The 17,095-nt window shown below is 41.3% G+C and carries 16 protein-coding genes; 6 read left to right on the top strand and 10 right to left on the bottom strand.

The features are described 5' to 3' along the window. Positions 1-22: 22 nt before the first annotated feature. Entirely contained in the window at positions 23-1,165 is a 1,143-nt protein-coding gene (locus J8L98_RS11405) for a M20 family metallopeptidase (protein WP_210996512.1), read from the top strand. Positions 1,166-1,193: 28 nt separating this feature from the next. Here the strand turns inward: J8L98_RS11405 and mutM are convergent, their stop codons facing one another. From mutM to J8L98_RS11390, 3 genes are all read right to left on the bottom strand, one after another. Further along, positions 1,194-2,003, bottom strand: a complete 810-nt coding sequence (gene mutM / locus J8L98_RS11400; RefSeq protein ID WP_210996511.1) for a bifunctional DNA-formamidopyrimidine glycosylase/DNA-(apurinic or apyrimidinic site) lyase — start codon at positions 2,001-2,003, stop codon at positions 1,194-1,196. A gap of 17 nt (positions 2,004-2,020) precedes the next feature. Further along, positions 2,021-2,536, bottom strand: coding sequence for a hypothetical protein (locus tag J8L98_RS11395; protein ID WP_247682530.1), 516 nt, complete (start codon positions 2,534-2,536; stop codon positions 2,021-2,023). A 68-nt stretch (positions 2,537-2,604) separates the two neighbouring features. Beyond that, the gene (locus J8L98_RS11390) at positions 2,605-4,452 is read right to left on the bottom strand and encodes a peptide-N-glycosidase F-related protein (protein ID WP_210996510.1); all 1,848 of its coding nucleotides are present in this window, start codon (positions 4,450-4,452) and stop codon (positions 2,605-2,607) included. A gap of 208 nt (positions 4,453-4,660) precedes the next feature. On the opposite strand from J8L98_RS11390, the gene J8L98_RS11385 reads away from it, so the two are divergent. From J8L98_RS11385 to J8L98_RS11365, 5 genes are all read left to right on the top strand, one after another. Continuing rightward, positions 4,661-5,581 carry a manganese-dependent inorganic pyrophosphatase gene (locus J8L98_RS11385; RefSeq protein WP_192505880.1) on the top strand — a complete coding sequence of 307 codons (921 nt, stop codon included), beginning with the start codon at positions 4,661-4,663 and terminating at the stop codon, positions 5,579-5,581. 59 nt (positions 5,582-5,640) lie between these two features. After that, positions 5,641-6,366, top strand: a complete 726-nt coding sequence (locus tag J8L98_RS11380; RefSeq protein WP_210996509.1) for a helix-turn-helix domain-containing protein — start codon at positions 5,641-5,643, stop codon at positions 6,364-6,366. 152 nt (positions 6,367-6,518) lie between these two features. Next, the gene (locus J8L98_RS11375; RefSeq protein ID WP_210996508.1) at positions 6,519-7,310 is read left to right on the top strand and encodes a hypothetical protein; all 792 of its coding nucleotides are present in this window, start codon (positions 6,519-6,521) and stop codon (positions 7,308-7,310) included. Between the two features lie 171 nt (positions 7,311-7,481). Further along, positions 7,482-8,204 (top strand): transglutaminase-like domain-containing protein, encoded by a 723-nt coding sequence (locus J8L98_RS11370; protein ID WP_210996507.1) that lies wholly within the window; start codon positions 7,482-7,484, stop codon positions 8,202-8,204. Positions 8,205-8,222: 18 nt separating this feature from the next. Beyond that, on the top strand, positions 8,223-8,501 hold the full coding sequence (locus tag J8L98_RS11365; protein WP_210996506.1) for a hypothetical protein: 279 nt from the start codon (positions 8,223-8,225) through the stop codon (positions 8,499-8,501). An 84-nt stretch (positions 8,502-8,585) separates the two neighbouring features. On the opposite strand, the gene der is transcribed toward J8L98_RS11365, so the two are convergent. The 7 genes from der to pilW all read right to left on the bottom strand — a co-directional run bounded on the left by der (position 8,586) and on the right by pilW (position 17,035). Further along, positions 8,586-10,061 carry a ribosome biogenesis GTPase Der gene (der, locus tag J8L98_RS11360; protein WP_192505885.1) on the bottom strand — a complete coding sequence of 492 codons (1,476 nt, stop codon included), beginning with the start codon at positions 10,059-10,061 and terminating at the stop codon, positions 8,586-8,588. Positions 10,062-10,133: 72 nt separating this feature from the next. Continuing rightward, complete coding sequence (gene bamB / locus J8L98_RS11355; protein WP_192505886.1) at positions 10,134-11,315, bottom strand: outer membrane protein assembly factor BamB; 1,182 nt, start codon at positions 11,313-11,315, stop codon at positions 10,134-10,136. 9 nt (positions 11,316-11,324) lie between these two features. Then, positions 11,325-11,945, bottom strand: a complete 621-nt coding sequence (locus J8L98_RS11350) for a tetratricopeptide repeat protein (protein WP_192505887.1) — start codon at positions 11,943-11,945, stop codon at positions 11,325-11,327. A 9-nt stretch (positions 11,946-11,954) separates the two neighbouring features. Continuing rightward, entirely contained in the window at positions 11,955-13,232 is a 1,278-nt protein-coding gene (gene hisS / locus J8L98_RS11345) for a histidine--tRNA ligase (protein ID WP_210996505.1), read from the bottom strand. A gap of 151 nt (positions 13,233-13,383) precedes the next feature. Next, on the bottom strand, positions 13,384-14,502 hold the full coding sequence (gene ispG / locus J8L98_RS11340) for a flavodoxin-dependent (E)-4-hydroxy-3-methylbut-2-enyl-diphosphate synthase (protein WP_210996504.1): 1,119 nt from the start codon (positions 14,500-14,502) through the stop codon (positions 13,384-13,386). A gap of 5 nt (positions 14,503-14,507) precedes the next feature. Then, positions 14,508-15,458 carry a RodZ domain-containing protein gene (locus J8L98_RS11335; protein WP_210996503.1) on the bottom strand — a complete coding sequence of 317 codons (951 nt, stop codon included), beginning with the start codon at positions 15,456-15,458 and terminating at the stop codon, positions 14,508-14,510. Further along, positions 15,455-17,035: a type IV pilus biogenesis/stability protein PilW gene (gene pilW, locus J8L98_RS11330; protein WP_210996502.1), complete on the bottom strand. Its 1,581-nt coding sequence runs from the start codon at positions 17,033-17,035 to the stop codon at positions 15,455-15,457. The genes J8L98_RS11335 and pilW overlap by 4 nt, the downstream gene beginning before the upstream one ends. Between the last annotated feature and the right edge of the window lie 60 nt (positions 17,036-17,095).

The raw sequence follows: 17,095 nt of genomic DNA, 5'->3' as shown, positions 1-17,095 counted from the left end.
AACGAAATTCAGGGAGTTGATAATGACACAGATAAACTTTGATGAATTAGCGAGCCTAATTCATTGTAATTCTCATAGTAAAAATAAAATAAATGTAGACTTACATGGGGAACAAATGATTGAGCTGCTAGGGCCGCTCGGCTTTTCGCTTACACGTTACCAAAGGGAGCATATAGGTGATCATTTATTATTTCATACTCCAAAGAAAACGGGTCGAAAAGTCTTGCTGTTAGGTCATTTAGATACCGTATTTCCCGATGGGACTTTTAATGAGTTTCATCAAGATGACGAGTGGGTATATGGCCCTGGCGTATGTGATATGAAAGGCGGAAACTTTGTTGCTTTGAATGCGCTGAGACAATTGCGTCAACAATGTGGCCCCCTTTATAACATAGACTTTTTACTCGTCAGCGACGAAGAGATTGGTAGTGATGACAGCAAAGCATTAACAACCGAGCTCGCCACGCATTATGATGCGTGTTTAGTTTTTGAAGCAGCAGGGAAAAATCATGAAGTTGTGGTTGCTCGCAAAGGCATCGCAACTTTTGATATCTGTATAACAGGCAAAGCGGCACATGCTGGCAACCATTATAGTGAAGGCATTGATGCCAACTTTGCTTTAGCCAACTTATTACTGGAAATGACCAGTCTCAGCGACTTAAAGCGCGGTAGTACCGTCAACGTTGGGAAGATTTCTGGTGGATTAGGGGCTAATACTATTTCACCGAAAGCCAACATGTTAGTCGAAGCGCGGTTCACGTCAAAAACAGAACAACAACGATTACTCAAAGGCATTGAAAATATTTGTTTGGCGGTTGAAATTACGGGCGTAGAAATCGCTATCAATGGCGGTTTACAACGTGGTGTCATGGTACCAAACGACGAGCAGCAGTATCTACTCGAACAAATATCAAAGATTTTAGGCTCCCCACTCGCTGTAGAACATCGTGGTGGCGTCTCCGATGCCAATACCGTCTCCGCTGCTGGCACAGCCACACTAGATGGCTTTGGCCCTTATGGTGATGGTGATCACACCATTCATGAACGTGCGCTAAAATCAAGTTTTGCACTGCGTATTGAACAAGTCAGTAAAATTCTATCCGCTTGGTGCTTTAATACACCTTTTGAAACGATTAATACCTCTGAGCAGGTGGTAACTCCTTAGATCTAATACTCACACAGCGCATGCACCATTATTTCTGACACTTATGACAAAAAATGGTGCTTCTCTGACCAAGCCTAATTTCTTGTAATTGGGTATCACATGTAAAACACGGCTCACCCTTACGTCCATAAACAAGCAGCTGCTGAGCAAAATAACCCGGTTTTCCATCCGTTTGTGAAAAGTCTTTCAGTGTCGTACCACCTTGCTCAATCGCAGCTGAGAGTGTGTCTTTAATGATTGGAGTTAATGCTTGAAAACGCTTTAACGATACTTTTCCTGCTTCTTTTTTAGGGTGTATTCCTGCTTTAAATAAAGATTCATTCGCATAAATATTGCCTACACCTACCACCACATGGTTATCCATAATAAATTGCTTAATAGGTATTTTTTTACCTCGAGAACGCTCATATAAATGTAGCGCAGTAAACGCCCCCGTTAATGGCTCTGGTCCGAGCTTTGCAAACAATGTATGGCTGGTACCTAGTGCCTGCCATAAGCATGCACCAAAACGCCGCGCATCATTTAGTCTTAACGCCTTACCATTCTCAAAGTGAATTTCCACATGATCATGCTTTTTCAATGGCTCCTCGATAGGTACTATCCGTAAATGTCCAGACATACCTAAATGTAAAATGACGCTACCGACCGCCGTATCCAATAACAAATATTTGGCTCTGCGACGTACATTCTCAATCTTCAAATTAACAATTGTCGTTACATCATCGGGTATCGGCCATCGCAGGCTTGGGTTATGAATAAGTACTTGTGTTACCGTTTGATCTTGAACGTGTGGGTGTATGCCTAAACGGCTCACTTCTACTTCTGGTAATTCAGGCATAAAATACTCTGTAATGATTAATTCGCAAATCCCGTGTTTTCAGACTTGCCAATTTCTAAAGGTAAAAATAATTGCGGTACTAATTCCATCGGCACCGATAACCAGAGGTGCTGCTGTTTATCAAATAAGTAGTACTGCTCATTATCCAAATATAGTTGATAACTTAACGGTAATTCTTGCCCAGCTAGCCAAAACCGAGCAACTGTTATGGCTTTATCTGCACTTAACGTTATGTCGACAACTTCTAGCTGCAATGATAACCATAAGTTTACCAAAGACTGCATTTTCTCTGGCTTTGCTTGCCAAGGTCCATCTATACGCCACGACGTTCCTATACGCTCAATTTTATAACCAGGAAACGCTAACGTCAGGACAAAGCTTTGCGCTGGCAACAAGGCTTTTGGCCCGGAAACCTGACTCTCTGGAGCCAATTTATGGTGTACGCCATTGAGAAAAAAAATCATCAAAAGCATCGAGAAAATCACAACGTTATTCCACGCTTTACGACTTAAGCCCATAGCAGTTTCCTTCATAAATATTGCTCGCAGTGTAGCTACATTTAGCTACACACACAAACCCAACTATACTAATATCAATTCTTTCAATTTATTAGCTCACTGCCATCACAATAACTGTATGCCTGCCAAGCATCATAAGGGCCAGCCTTATCTGGTTGGAAGTTATAGCTCCAATGTTTTACTTCATAAATAATTCCTTGAAAACCCACTTTCTCAGCAATGACTGAATAAGCTCTATTTGGTTGCCATTGCGGCGCGGCACACTCACCTAATCGATAGCCAACGGTAAAAGGGACAGACAATTTTCTGCCAAAATCAGCTTGTAAAGCTTCCACCTCTACGACCCCGTCAACGAGTGACGGATCATGAATAGCGATACTTCCTTGCCCTTTACGCTGATTTAAAAATGGAAATGCTAAACCATCTTGCGCTTTATCATTCACTTCTAGATTGTAACAGCCTACTGGCAAATCCAACTCTAATATATGCTCAGACGAGGCGTTAAACTGATGCCATTGTTTAACAAGATGATGATCTCGGTCTTTGATGCTTACGCTGGTTTCGTCTGCAAACTTACCGGTCGTTAAATACAATTTTGCCCGATTACTAAAAGCCTGAGGTAAATCAAAGTTACTCACAGCAAAATCATTACGACTATTTTCATCTTGTGCCGTGATCGCCTGTACTGTTAAGCGTGCATTGGACGATGTGAATTCTCCCCAATAACGAGCTGGTAAGGTAAGGATTTGGCGTTCGCCTGGATTTAACTCTCCATGCCATAAATAATGCTGCTGCTTGGTGACTCCATACCAAAAATCAATATCTGTAATATCCGTTTGCCCTTGATTTACCACCGCAATGCTTACCTCGCCACAACGTGTATTTGTTCGGCTATCTATGTCATTATTTGGTGCTAAAATCTGCTCAATAGCCAAATCTGTATTCAGCCTGACAGGTCCATACGTCACCAATACAGCACTCACAATATACCTCGGTGCATCAGACCCATATTGTGATGGCTGCCAAGTATAAGTCTGCCAATCGATATCTAACATAGACTGGGCGCGGCGTGTATCAAGCTCATAACTAAATGGCTCAACCACTTCTCCTGGGCACCAATTTGCTCGGGCATAAATATAGGTGCCACCTTGAGGGAATGTTGCACTTTGATCGCAATCGGTACGCCAAAGCGGTGTACGTGCTAACAAACGCTCATTTTGTAATAGCTCAAAATAACGCTCGCACCACTCGCCACATAACTCCGCCTCTTGCGCTGGATTATCAAAAGAAAGCGCGTGACCATGTGCGGAAACAATGACCTTCAATTGAGCTTTGATGTCATCAGCAGAAAAAGTCACTTCTGTTGCAGGTAAAAACGACGAAAATTCATTCGCCGATTTATAAGGCCACCCAGCTGACGCTGAATAATACACTGGTACAACTTTATTTACTCGCCTTGCAACAGTACCTCGCGTTATCAATTTTGCTCTAAAGCCAAATGCTGACTTTTTGACGCCCCAGCCTCCATAATGCACATTCAAAGTTCCCTCTCCTTTGAGTACCGGCGCCAAATGTGAAATATCAAAGACATACTTTCGCCTCCAGCTACGGTTAAAACCATGCATTCCCCTTTGCATATAGCCCGCATAAGGGGTAATTAAACGACCGAATTCATATCGATGCCCGTCTTTTAACCATTCGAAACGCACTGTGTAATCCCAATCACTGCACCCTTGCACTGCACAACCTAATTCAACCTCTAAAAACTGCTGCTGCTTAAAATTGGCTTCACTTGGCAGCGTAAGTAAATAAGCATGATCGCCATGGTGGTCAAACGATTGATAAGAAACTAGCTCAGTCTCTCCAGCGTATAAAACACACGTGAATAGTGAAAATATACTGTATAAAAAACCATATTTAATGAATGCCATTACATTCCCTTGTTAATAAAAGGTTAAATAATATCAACAAAAAATAAAAATACCATCGAACAAATACGCCTTATTCACTTTCATAGCACCTGAGATATTTAAAATCTCATGCTCGGAGTAGCACTTATGTCTAATTTAACGATACAAGGCTATTTTATTACCAACAGAGTTTGATAGAATATCGGCCAAAATTTAAGGAGCTCCGTCCATGGCAATGTATGTAGTGGGTCATAAGATCCCAGATTCAGATTCTATTTGTGGTGCAATTGCACTTGCGTATTTAAAGAACCAAATTGGTGAAGCAGCCGTACCTACACGTTTAGGTGATATTTCTCCTGAAACACAATTTATTCTTGATCGTTTTGGCTTTGAAGCACCTGAGCTGAAGCTTAGCTATGCAGGTGAAGAAGTATACATCGTTGATCATACTGAAAAAACACAAGCCCCTGATGATATAGACGAGGCAACAATTGTTGGCGTTGTGGATCATCACAAATTAGGTGATTTAACCACCTCTACACCGCTAGAGTGCTGGATCCGCCCTGTTGGCTGCAGTAATACCATCATTAAAATGATGTATGACTTCTATAATATCGAGATCCCAAAAGATATCGCTGGCTTAATGTTATGTGCAATATTAAGTGATACTGTTATTTTTAAATCGCCGACTTGTACTACAGCTGATATAAAGTGTGTTGAAGCGCTTGCTGAAATTGCTCATGTTGCAGATGTTAAAGAACTAGGTATGGATATGTTCAAGGTGAAATCTGCCGTTGAAGGTACACCAGCTCGTGATCTAGTAATGCGAGACTTTAAAGATTTCAACATGAATGGAAAACTTGTTGGTATTGGCCAATTAGAAGTCATTGACCTTTCTGTATTTGACGACATCAAAACTGACTTAGAAGCTGATATCGCTAAACTGAAAGAAGAAGGTGGACGCCACTCTGTATTATTACTCCTGACAGATATTATGAAGGAAGGCTCACAAATGCTTATTTCATCTGATGATGAAGGCATTATTGAAACAGCCTACGGGGTTAAACCAGAACACAGTCGAGTTTGGCTTGATGGCGTATTAAGTCGTAAAAAGCAGGTAGTACCGCCACTACAAGATGCCTTTGCGTAGTAACCTCAGCGCGTAAAAAAACCGAAGCAATTGCTTCGGTTTTTTGTTAGTTTAATTACATGCCTATACTTTTCATCGAACCCGGTATTTTGGCGGTCCATACGCAAGTATTAGATACCACCTCACATCAGCATGCCTTGCAACAAGTTACACTCCCTATGAGTCACATGAGCTTGACTATTCAATTAGATCAACTCACTACCTATCGCTGTAACAGCACTGCATTCATACTCAAGTCTCATGTCTCACATCAACTCTCGATGCAATCAGGCTGGGTCATTCTTATCGAACCCAGCAGTGCTTTAGGTCAATGTATTGATACACGATTGGCGCAAAACGCCTTAATTCAATGTCCACTACAAACAATGCCCACAATACACAGTGATTTAAAAGACTTACTGGCGCTTTGCCATTTAAAATACGTGCAAAACAATCGTCATTTAGATGTGCGGATCCAATCACTTTTAGTCCAGTTAGATCAATGCTTCACAACCAGCTGCATTAAACCAGAACATTGGCTTGCAAAAGATATTGCTACACAGTTAAATTTATCAGAGAGTCGATTTTTGCACTTATTCAAACAAAATATGCAACTACCTTGGCGTCCATATTTACTATGGCGACGACTAATCTGTGCTATTAAGGTTATTAGTAAAGGTGGAAGCGCGACTCAAGCTGCATATATTGCGGGGTTTTCAGACAGTGCTCATCTAAGCCGCACTTTCAAAAAGCAATTTGGTATTACTTTACAAAAACTTCTTTCCAGAAAAAACACTCAACAGTAACTTGCAAAATACTGTATAAAAATAAAATCAAGTTCAAAAATCAATCAATTAATTGACTTTCTGTTAAATTTTAATCAACATAATGGGCCACAAGGTCTTGTGGGTAGTAAATTTGGACTCTGTCCCTTTCAACCATTTAAAAGGATTAATTTATGAAGAAAGCACTCATACTTGCTCTGTCATTATTTTCAATGAGCACCTTCGCCAACACGAATGACTTCACGATTGAAGCACAAAAGTCAGGTATTCAAGGTTCATTCTCGGATCAGGCATATTCCACAAGTAAAGTCGGGAAAAATAACCGTATTAACTTTAAGGCATCTGGCTCTGCGGCTGATGTCTTTAATGCAACCATTGAATATAAAGATAATGTATTTCTCCTGGCGCTTGATAATGTTAATAAACAAGTTGTAATTAACGGCTTTACTAAGCAAAAATCGGAGCTTGTTGTTACCAAAGAACTGCAATCTGATATCAAAAATATGCTTCATAGTGCACAACTGCATGCTGAAAAAATTAAGGGCTTTCAATCTACGTTCGATAATGAGTCTAATACGGCTTTATTGAAGTTTTTCGAATTTTTAGCAACCTACCCAATTGATCAGCCAATCCAACAAACGCTGAGTGCATCTACGGGTCCACACATCCAGGGGTGGACAGATATTTGTTATGCAATGGGAAACAGAAAAACCGCTGTTTGGGACCTTGATAATGGTTCTGTGAAAACAAAGTCCTACATTGTTGGTGGTCACGGGTTTTGTGCTGGTCGCTGTGGTGCGGGTTGCCCAATGTTTGGTGATGGGCAATACAGTCAAGATTGCTTAAATCACGACGCATGTGCTGATGTAGAAGGTGAGCAACTTGGTAATTGCAGTGATGAGTGGGTATCTGCCTCTGATGATTTCTGGTTTTCACCTGACTGTGAAACACCGCATTCATCTTAATAATCTATATGCTTTATACAGAGAGAAGTTATTCTCTGTATAAAGTTAAAAAGCACTTTTAGCACACTATGTGTCGTTCAATTAAATGCGTCCTTCGCCTCTATAGCCAGTTTATTCAATTTTTATTGCGCGTATTCAGTCATAGTGCCTTTCTAAAAAAGAGAGGATACTATGCACAATTACTTATCAAATACTAAGCTTTTAAATTATCAACACATTCAAATCCAAACTCTTATTACCAACAAAAATTGGTTGGTAATAAATCAAACTCAAGCTTTAAAGTCTATCTATGACTTTGTTATGAATGACATAAAATTTGCCTACAGCAGCGAGGATTGTTTAAGTGCATCCACAGTTTTATATCAAGGCTATGGCCAATGTAATACCAAAGGAACCTTACTGATGGCACTATTAAGAGCGGTGGGTATTCCCTGTCGATTACAAGGCTTCACCATTAGTAATAATTTAAAACAAGGTGTTATTCCTAATTGGATTTTAACGTTAGCACCTGCGCAAATTATTCACAGTTGGGTTGAAGTATATCTAGACGATAGATGGCTAGAGTTAGAAGGTTACATTATCGATCAGGATTATTTAAATGCAATTCAATCGCGTTTTAAAACGCATCTTGGCAGCTTTATAGGCTACGCAATTGCAACGCCCTCCTTGCAAAACCCCAACAATCAATTTAACGGACAAAATACTTATATTCAGCATAAGAGCATTATTGCATCTCTTGGCCACTTTGATAATCCAGATGATTTTTATCAACAACATCATAATCTATCTGGCGTGAAAAAGTGGCTATATAAATACTTATTACGGCATATAATTAACCGGAGAATAGCTGGGATTAGACACTCAATAACATCGAACGTCAAATTGGAATCGTGAAATATAAGGAAATACAAAATGCTATGTAAAATAAAACTGCAAAGACTGGCGAGATACCTTGCAATACTGGCCATGTTCCCCTTGCTCATTGTAATGAGTGCAGAGCTCACAGTAGCGTTACTACAATGTACGGTGAAAGAAGCACTACCGACGGACTGTAGGATTTTTAATTATGATATTGGCATGATACTCGCCGTAAGTTACACCGCAGGTTGGGCTGCACTATTAACGCTGCCAATCGCTGGTGTGGGGGCATATATCTGTTACATTAAATCATTGAGGCTGAGAAAACCTTAAGCGTATCTGCATCGTTCACTTAAAATAAATACACCATCAACAAAAATGGCGCTCAATGGCGCCATTTCATGGGTAATCAAATCATTATGACTTATTACGGTTTTCTTTAGTAAATGCTCTGAGCTTACGCTTTTGCGACAGCGTCATCTTATTTGTGCGTCCTGAGAATGGGTTGTCCCCTTCTCTAAATTCAATTTTTATCGGTGTGCCCATGATATTCAAAGCTTTTCGATAATAGTTCATCAAGTAACGCTTGTAACTATCTGGCAAATCGTGGACTTGATTACCGTGAATCACGATTCTTGGAGGGTTATAACCCCCTGCATGGGCATACTTGAGTTTCACGCGACGACCACGCACCAGTGGCGGTTGGTGATCGGCCTGTGCCATATCCATTATACGACGAAGCATTGCTGTACTAATACGCTTAGTTGCAGACGCATACGCTTCATCTACCGATTCAAATAAATGACCAACACCTGTGCCATGCAGTGCCGAAATGAAATGCAAGCGGGCAAAATCAATAAACCCGAGACGACGGTCAAGCTCAGTCTTAATTCGCTCTTTTACGTAATCATCTAGGCCATCCCATTTGTTGACCGCGATCACCAGTGAACGTCCTGCGTTTAACGCAAAACCTAACAAGCTTAAGTCTTGATCTGAGATACCTTCACGTGCATCCACAACAATCAACACCACGTTCGCATCTTCAATGGCCTTCAATGTTTTGATGACTGAGAACTTCTCCACAACATCGCTGACTTTCTTACGTTTTCGAACACCAGCGGTGTCAATCAAAACATACTCGCGTTCATTACGCGTCATTGGAATATAAACTGAATCTCGGGTCGTACCGGGCATATCATAAACAATAACCCGTTCTTCACCTAAAATGCGGTTGGTTAACGTGGATTTACCTACATTAGGACGACCAATAATGGCAAGCTTTACAGGCTTGTCTTCAAAACCAGTTTTACCATCTTCATGCGCCCCTTCATCACCTTCGAGATATAAATCAGCCAAGTCAGCATCATCTTGCGCTAGTTCATCTTCTTCAGCCGCTAGCTCTGCAATCACAGGCTGTAAAGTGAGATCTAACAACTGGGTAATACCACGGCCATGCGCAGCAGCAATCTGATACACTTCGCCGATCGCTAGCTGGTAAAACTCTGCACAATTTGAATCGGCATCAATCCCATCCGTTTTGTTCGCAACAAGAAAACATTTCTTTTGCTGTTTACGCAAGTGCTGTGCAATAGCCTGATCTGCAGCGTTCATTCCTGCTCGAGCATCCACTAAAAACAGAACAATATCCGCCTCTTCAATCGCCAACAGCGATTGCTCAGCCATTTCCGTTTCAATGCCTTCTTCAGAACCATCAATACCACCGGTATCCACAACGATAAATTCATATCCATCGTAACTGGCTTGGCCATATTTACGGTCACGTGTTAGACCTGGGAAATCCGCAACCAACGCGTCACGAGTACGTGTTAAACGGTTAAATAGCGTGGATTTACCCACATTAGGTCGCCCTACAAGAGCGATCACAGGAAGCATAGACTACCTCTTTAATAAACAACAAAAGGCTTCGCAAAGCGAAGCCTTAACAAACTTAATAATAACTAAGTGTTATGGAATTTTAACGGCGCTAACTTCACCATCGCGGGTGTATACAATTAGCTTGTCGCCAGCAATCACAGGTTCAACAAAAAACCCAGAGCTATCAAAACTTTCTCTTGATACTAGCTGACCACTTTGTTTATCTAACCAGTGTAGATTACCTTCTTGGTCACCTACAACTAAATAGTTCCCAGCCACTGTAGGCGTCGTTAAGTACCACCCACGTAACGCAGGTTGACTCCAACGTTCAATGCCTGAGTCCTTATCTAGTGCATAAATAACACCTTCGCTATCTACAATATAGATGGAATTGGTTTCAATGCTAAAATCTCTATAACTACTGTACTCTCGTTTCCAAACGACATTGCCGTTTCGTACGTCAACAGCAGCTAAATTGCCATTATACGCAATTGCGTATACATTGGTGCCACTCACTAATGGTTTTGTATCAACATCAACCAATCGCTCAAACTCTGACGCACCTTTTGCCAAGGCAACATCAACGCTCCACGCGGAATAACCGTTTTCAGCAATTAATACTGATAGTTTACCACTTTCTTCACCGAACAGCACTCCACCATTTGCACTCGTAGGTGAACTCAAACCTCTCAGTGTTAATGCCGGAACTTCTTGTTCATGCCGCCAACGCTCTTCACCGGTATCTGGGTGTAACGCAAGCAACTTACCTGACCCTAGGTTGACATAAATTAACCCATCGCCCGCCGCAGGTGAAGATAACGCTTCTCCAGGCACGGCTTTACGCCACACGATTGCACCCGTTTCACGGTCTAAAGCAATCACTTCACCATGCTCTGAGCCAATATAAATTTTACCAAAAGCTTGTAAGATACCACCAGAAAGCTTCGCACTATCGCTGTCTTCCCAAGGCCAAAAGGCTTGGTTTTTACGTGAATCGGTTTCCCAGAGTGTTTTACCCGTATTTACATCTAACGCTTTAACTTCACCATAGCGTTCAGCAACAAAGACGGTGTCTTCGTATACAGTCGGCGTTAACCGAGAAAAGTAATGCTCGACACCGCTTCCCACACTTTCTTGCCACTGAACTTGTGTTTCAAACTGGTTATTTATCTCAGGTAATACTAAAACTTCTTCATCTTCATCATTTGATGAACACCCACCCAACAACGACGCCATACACAGCGCTAAAGTGGCTATACTAAGCTGTTTCATTTTAGCTCCTTATACTGCGGTCTGCGCAATGGCTAAATCATCTAGCTTATTTTGTAGTAACGTATTATTGCCATCTTCACTTGCAGAAACAGCAGCTTGATAATGTGTTCGAGCCGATTGCTTATCACCTTTTTCAAGGTACACATCACCTCTAATTTCTGATACTTGGGCATTAAAACTAGTGGGCATTACGGCTTCTAAAGTAGCCAGTGCATCATCTAGCTTTTTATCTGCTAGTTGCACTCGTGCTAAACGAGTTAAAGCTGTTGCCTTTAATTCTGGATTCTTTACAGAATCTGCAGCAAAGCGCAATTTCTCAGCCGCAACACCATATTGATTACTATCTACAGCTTCTTTTGCCGCAACAAACGCAGCCAACACCGCATAGTTTGACTCGGCATTATCTTTAATAAAAGAGTCTGCACTAGCTAAAATCTCCCCACTTTCAGCAATACTGCTATACGCACTAGACGCAGCTTCTGCATTGCTAATTTGGTTTTGGTTATATGCCTTCCAGCCATATAAACCACCAAGGCCAATCACAATACCTAGCGCTAAAGACACCCCATTATCACGGAAAAACTGCTTTATTGCTTCTGCTTGTTGTTCATCTGTTGAATAAATTTCCATTCTTACCTCTTATCCAGCCAAGTCTGATAGCAAGGCCTTAACCTCAGCTATTGACAAGGTAACTTGTTCTTTTTGTTCGCGAAGATATTTAACGGTTACTTTACCTTCAGCCAATTCATCTTCACCTAAGATCAAAGCAACAAGAGCGTCACTTTTATCTGCGCGTTTTAATTGTTTTTTGAAGTTGCCGCCACCTGCGTGCACCATAACACGTAAACCCATTACGTCGCTACGCAGTTCCTCTGCAATCACCGGAGCCTGAATGCTGGCTTTATCACCCATTGCCGCAACGTATACATCCGCGTTACGACGAAGCTCGCCAACACACTCTAACTCTTGCAGCATCAACACTAGACGTTCTAACCCCATAGCAAATCCAACCGCAGGGGTTGCTTTACCACCGAGTTGTTCTACTAATCCATCATAACGGCCACCAGCACATACTGTCCCTTGTGCGCCTAAACTATCTGTCACCCACTCAAATACAGTGCGATTGTAATAATCTAAACCACGAACCAACTTTTCGTTAACCTGATATCTGACGCCAGCTGCATCCAAACGTTCACATAAATTTGCAAAATGTGTGCGAGATTCTTCATCTAAATGCTCTGATAGTTTTGGCGCATTAACTAAAATAGCCTGCACATCAGGGTTTTTACTATCCAATACTCGTAGCGGGTTTGAATGCATACGGCGCTTACTGTCTTCATCTAAATGCCCAATATGCTGTTCTAAAAACGCCACAAGCGCATCTCGATATTCAGCACGCGCTTCATTTGAGCCCAGTGAATTTAGCTCTAATCGTACATGTTCTGTTATACCAAATGCTTGCCATAAACGCGCTGTCAATAAAATAACTTCCGCATCAATATCTGCGCTGGCCATACCAAATGTTTCTACGCCAAACTGATGGAATTGACGATAGCGACCTTTTTGAGGACGTTCATGACGGAACATTGGACCCATGTACCACAAGCGTTGCTCTTGGTTATATAACAAACCATTTTGATTACCAGCACGCACGCACACCGCAGTCCCTTCTGGTCGTAAAGTAAGACTATCCCCACTGCGGTCTTCAAAGGTATACATTTCTTTTTCAACAATATCGGTAACTTCACCGATAGAGCGTTTAAATAAGTCAGTAGATTCTACAACAGGAAAACGGATCTCTTGATAACCATAAGACGCCACCGTTTGACGTAATGTTTGCTCTACTTTCTGCCAAATCTGTGTAGTACCTGGCAGACAATCGTTCATTCCACGAACTGCCTGAATTTGTTTCGCCACTGAAAATCCTAACTAAAAATTATTAAAACTGATACAAGCACGCTAAACGCACAACAATGCGCTGAAAATTAATCGCTCATTATACCGCGCTCGCTTAAAACGTAAACGACTCAACGCAGATAATCCCATATGAGTCGCTTAGTTATTACCATTATTCGACTATTTTTATATCTATCGCAGGCTGCGCTTCTTTCTTTGCGACAAAATCACGTACTTGCGCTTCTAACTGCTCAACAATATTATCATTATCAATACGCATTTTTTGGCGTTCGCCATTAATATATAACCCTGAGCGTCGGTTTGCACCTGCAAGGCCAATATCACTGATTAAGGCTTCACCCGGTCCATTCACCACACAGCCAATTACAGAGACTGACATTGGTGTTACGATATCTTCTAAACGTTCTTCCAGTTGGTTCATGGTATTAACCACATCAAATTCTTGACGTGAACAACTCGGACATGCAATAAAGTTAATGCCTCGCGAACGAATGCGTAACGACTTCAATATATCAAAGCCCACTTTGATTTCTTGAACCGGATCCGCTGCTAATGATACCCGCAATGTATCACCAATACCTTCAGCCAATAACATGCCCAGTCCCACTGCTGACTTCACAGAGCCAGATCTAAAGCCACCCGCTTCCGTGATCCCTAAATGTAATGGCTGATCGATTTCTTTTGCTAACAAACGATAGGCCCCAACAGCTAAAAATACATCAGATGCCTTAACAGAAACTTTAAACTGATCAAACTTCAAACGTTGTAATATTTCTACATGACGCATCGCTGACTCTAGTAACGCCTCAGGTGTTGGCTCACCGTACTTTTCTTGTAAATCTCGCTCTAGAGATCCGCCATTAACCCCAATCCGAATTGGGATATTGCGTTCACCCGCCGCATCAACCACAGCACGTATTCTGTCTTCGCTGCCAATGTTACCAGGATTAATACGCAAACAATCTGCCCCATATTCAGCTACTTTAAGCGCTATACGGTAATCAAAATGAATGTCCGTTACCAAAGGAATATCAACTTGCTCTTTAATACTCTTAAACGCTTCAGCAGCATCCATAGTTGGCACTGAAACACGTACAATATCAGCCCCGGCATCTTGAATTGCTTGGATCTGTGCAACCGTTGCGTCAACATCCATGGTATTAGTGTTGGTCATTGATTGTACGGCAATAGGGGCACCGTCACCAATAGGGACATGGCCTACATTTATTCGGGTCGACTTTCTGCGTTTAATAGGTGATTCTGAAAACATGACGGTTACTCTACTAACGGTAATTTAAATTTTGCTAATCGGTTCTTCGGTAAAGATGTTAAATCAACACGTTGACCATCTAATTCAACATCTACCATCAAATGCTTGTTTAGGATCACTGCAAACGGTGCCTTACCCTGCACAGTCATAGTATACCCTGCTTTTTTAATCCCAAATGCTACGCGCTCTTGTGTTGCATCAAATATTTCTACCCAACAGTCATCACTGAATCTCATCACTATTGTGCTAACACCTTCTGGTAAAGCTTGCTCTTCGGTGGTTGATGTCTCTGGATCTGCCACCGCATTTAATGACATGTTTTGAGTCTCTAAAACAATGTCATCACTATCTATACGTGCTTCACCAGAGTTTTCTCTTGATTCCAATACAGCCTCAGCCTGATTTTGAACTTCAACTCTCTCTTCATCCACATCTTCATTTACCTGCTCGTTGATTGATCCGTCAATGCGCCCATCAGCACGCATTGCCGTGGTAGCTTCAGTGTTTTCAAGTGCAAGCTCTGTGTTTTTGATATCTAATTGTGAAGTTGTATCCGTTGATTGCCACCACCAAAGACCAGAAGCGCCTAATGTCACTATCAAAATCACATAACTAATAATCATTAAACGATTATCGCTCGCTTCTTTTTCAGTGCGACGGGAAAAACTTTGCATTTTTTTGCTTACAGCTTGCTTTTCAGGGCTTTTAAATAAGCCCATCGTTTCTTTGGCCGGTAACTTTAAAATGGCGCAATAGCTCTTTAAATAACCTCGAATAAACGTTAATGGTCCAAGTTTATCGTAGTCATCTCGCTCAAGCTGATTTATTTGTTGTGGGCTTAACTTTAAACGTTCAGCAATTTCTTCGATGGAAAATCCAGCAGCTTCTCGAGCCACTTGCAATGTATAGCCTAAAGTAGGTGGTACGTCTTGTTGTTCGGTAAGTTCTTGATTCATAAAATGTAACTGTTTGGATCTACAATTAGTAAACTATGACCTTCACTCAAGATCACGTCGGGTGTTAATTTGTTCCATCGCATTAAATCATCGATCTGCAATCCATGCTGAGTCGCAATATTATACAAGGTGTCATCTGACTGAATAGCATAGGTTATATGTGGATTATTCAAAAAGATTTTACTGCCTGCTTTCACTTTGTCTGAGGCTTTCAGGCCATTCCACGTTAATAATTTCGCTATTTTGATATCATAACGAACCGATAAACTAAAAAGGTTTTCAGCTACCTTCATTATGTGAAACGGCACATTCGGCATTACTACCTCACTGTTAAGCAAAGGCACAGTAATATTCACGGAATGATCTCGACGGCTTTCTTCTGCGATGATATCAATCGAATGAGCGGCAGATTTTTTAAAAATCACCTTGCTTGGGTCTGGTTTATAAAACTTGACAGTGCCTTGGCCTGCGTCTGACGTCTCGGTACTTTCTCCAAATGAAATTACCCGTATACTGTCGTCATTAACGTGTGCTTTCACAGGTAATTGAGTACTTTTGACTGTGCTCGCTACAGGCGTAATTGTGGGTGAATTTCCCGTGTATTTCTCGGTATTTTGGCGTAAAGAAATACTCACTTGTGAAACATCGGCGGCTTGTTTAACCACAGAGACTGTTTGCTTCGCTACTTTTTTACGCGTAATTTTGATCTTGGGTTCATTGATGACACGCCCTGATCCCGTTTTAGTTATTTTCTTTATTTGCGCTTGACGATACTGCTCTGTTAATTTTTCAAACTCAGACTCAAGCACCTTTTCACGCAATAATAAAGCGGCTTGCCTTGAGTTAGGGTAGTTTTGAATTAAGGTTGTTGACAATGATTCTGCACGCTCTAAATGCCCCATTCTTTGATGCAGTAAGTGTTCTAATAATAGGGCTCTAGCAGACATAAATCCCCTGTTGCGATAAGCCTCAAGGATATTTTCGGCTTGATGTAAGTCACTTCTTGCATAAAAAAGTGCAGCTAGTCCAATCAATGCCGACTGGCTTCTTCCATTATGCTGAACTGCATTTTCTAAATACTCTAATGCCAAGTCAAACTTGTCTTGTTTGACAGCACATAGCGCTAAATTTTCATAACTTTGCGCGACTCTCAAATAACTTGGAATATTAATGGCTTTCAATAATTGTGCACGTGCGCCATCGTAATCCTCAATACGACATAAGAATGTGCCATAGTTATTTAATGCATTTGGGTCATCAGGGTTTAGTGCCAGTGCTTTTAAGTATGCTTTTTTGGCCCATTGTTGTTCACCGACTTTTTCATAATAATATGCCAAAGCATAGTGGACTTCGGTGAGGTGAGGGGCAAAGGAAGCAGCCTTTTCTAGATTAAACTTAGCTTGAGTAGTATTGCCTGCATTTAAATACTGCATCGCGAGTGCAATCCGCGTTTTAGCAGCATCTTGACTACTCACTGTATTCTTGGCACTAGGATTGTTACGTGTGACCGAGCTCGTTTCAGTGACGCACCCAGATAAACAAAGCAAAGCCACAGATAATATTAAGCAAGAACGCATGCACCACCCATTATGTAATAACATCGAGCCTCTATATTACCTAAAAGCCCTTATGTTTCA

It is taken from the genome of Pseudoalteromonas sp. MMG013 (assembly GCF_018100885.1).
Lineage (GTDB): Bacteria > Pseudomonadota > Gammaproteobacteria > Enterobacterales > Alteromonadaceae > Pseudoalteromonas > Pseudoalteromonas aurantia.
Note: the sequence above shows the minus strand (reverse complement) of the source record. Positions and strands in the feature narration are given on the sequence as shown.

Bases quoted from the DNA above. Each gene is read 5' to 3' on its own strand.
- J8L98_RS11405 (WP_210996512.1), top strand. From the start codon at position 23: ATGACACAGATAAACTTTGATGAATTAGCGAGCCTAATTCATTGTAAT.
- mutM (WP_210996511.1), bottom strand. From the start codon at position 2,003: ATGCCTGAATTACCAGAAGTAGAAGTGAGCCGTTTAGGCATACACCCA.
- J8L98_RS11395 (WP_247682530.1), bottom strand. From the start codon at position 2,536: ATGAAGGAAACTGCTATGGGCTTAAGTCGTAAAGCGTGGAATAACGTT.
- J8L98_RS11390 (WP_210996510.1), bottom strand. From the start codon at position 4,452: ATGGCATTCATTAAATATGGTTTTTTATACAGTATATTTTCACTATTC.
- J8L98_RS11385 (WP_192505880.1), top strand. From the start codon at position 4,661: ATGGCAATGTATGTAGTGGGTCATAAGATCCCAGATTCAGATTCTATT.
- J8L98_RS11380 (WP_210996509.1), top strand. From the start codon at position 5,641: ATGCCTATACTTTTCATCGAACCCGGTATTTTGGCGGTCCATACGCAA.
- J8L98_RS11375 (WP_210996508.1), top strand. From the start codon at position 6,519: ATGAAGAAAGCACTCATACTTGCTCTGTCATTATTTTCAATGAGCACC.
- J8L98_RS11370 (WP_210996507.1), top strand. From the start codon at position 7,482: ATGCACAATTACTTATCAAATACTAAGCTTTTAAATTATCAACACATT.
- J8L98_RS11365 (WP_210996506.1), top strand. From the start codon at position 8,223: ATGCTATGTAAAATAAAACTGCAAAGACTGGCGAGATACCTTGCAATA.
- der (WP_192505885.1), bottom strand. From the start codon at position 10,061: ATGCTTCCTGTGATCGCTCTTGTAGGGCGACCTAATGTGGGTAAATCC.
- bamB (WP_192505886.1), bottom strand. From the start codon at position 11,315: ATGAAACAGCTTAGTATAGCCACTTTAGCGCTGTGTATGGCGTCGTTG.
- J8L98_RS11350 (WP_192505887.1), bottom strand. From the start codon at position 11,945: ATGGAAATTTATTCAACAGATGAACAACAAGCAGAAGCAATAAAGCAG.
- ispG (WP_210996504.1), bottom strand. From the start codon at position 14,502: ATGTTTTCAGAATCACCTATTAAACGCAGAAAGTCGACCCGAATAAAT.
- J8L98_RS11335 (WP_210996503.1), bottom strand. From the start codon at position 15,458: ATGAATCAAGAACTTACCGAACAACAAGACGTACCACCTACTTTAGGC.
- pilW (WP_210996502.1), bottom strand. From the start codon at position 17,035: ATGCGTTCTTGCTTAATATTATCTGTGGCTTTGCTTTGTTTATCTGGG.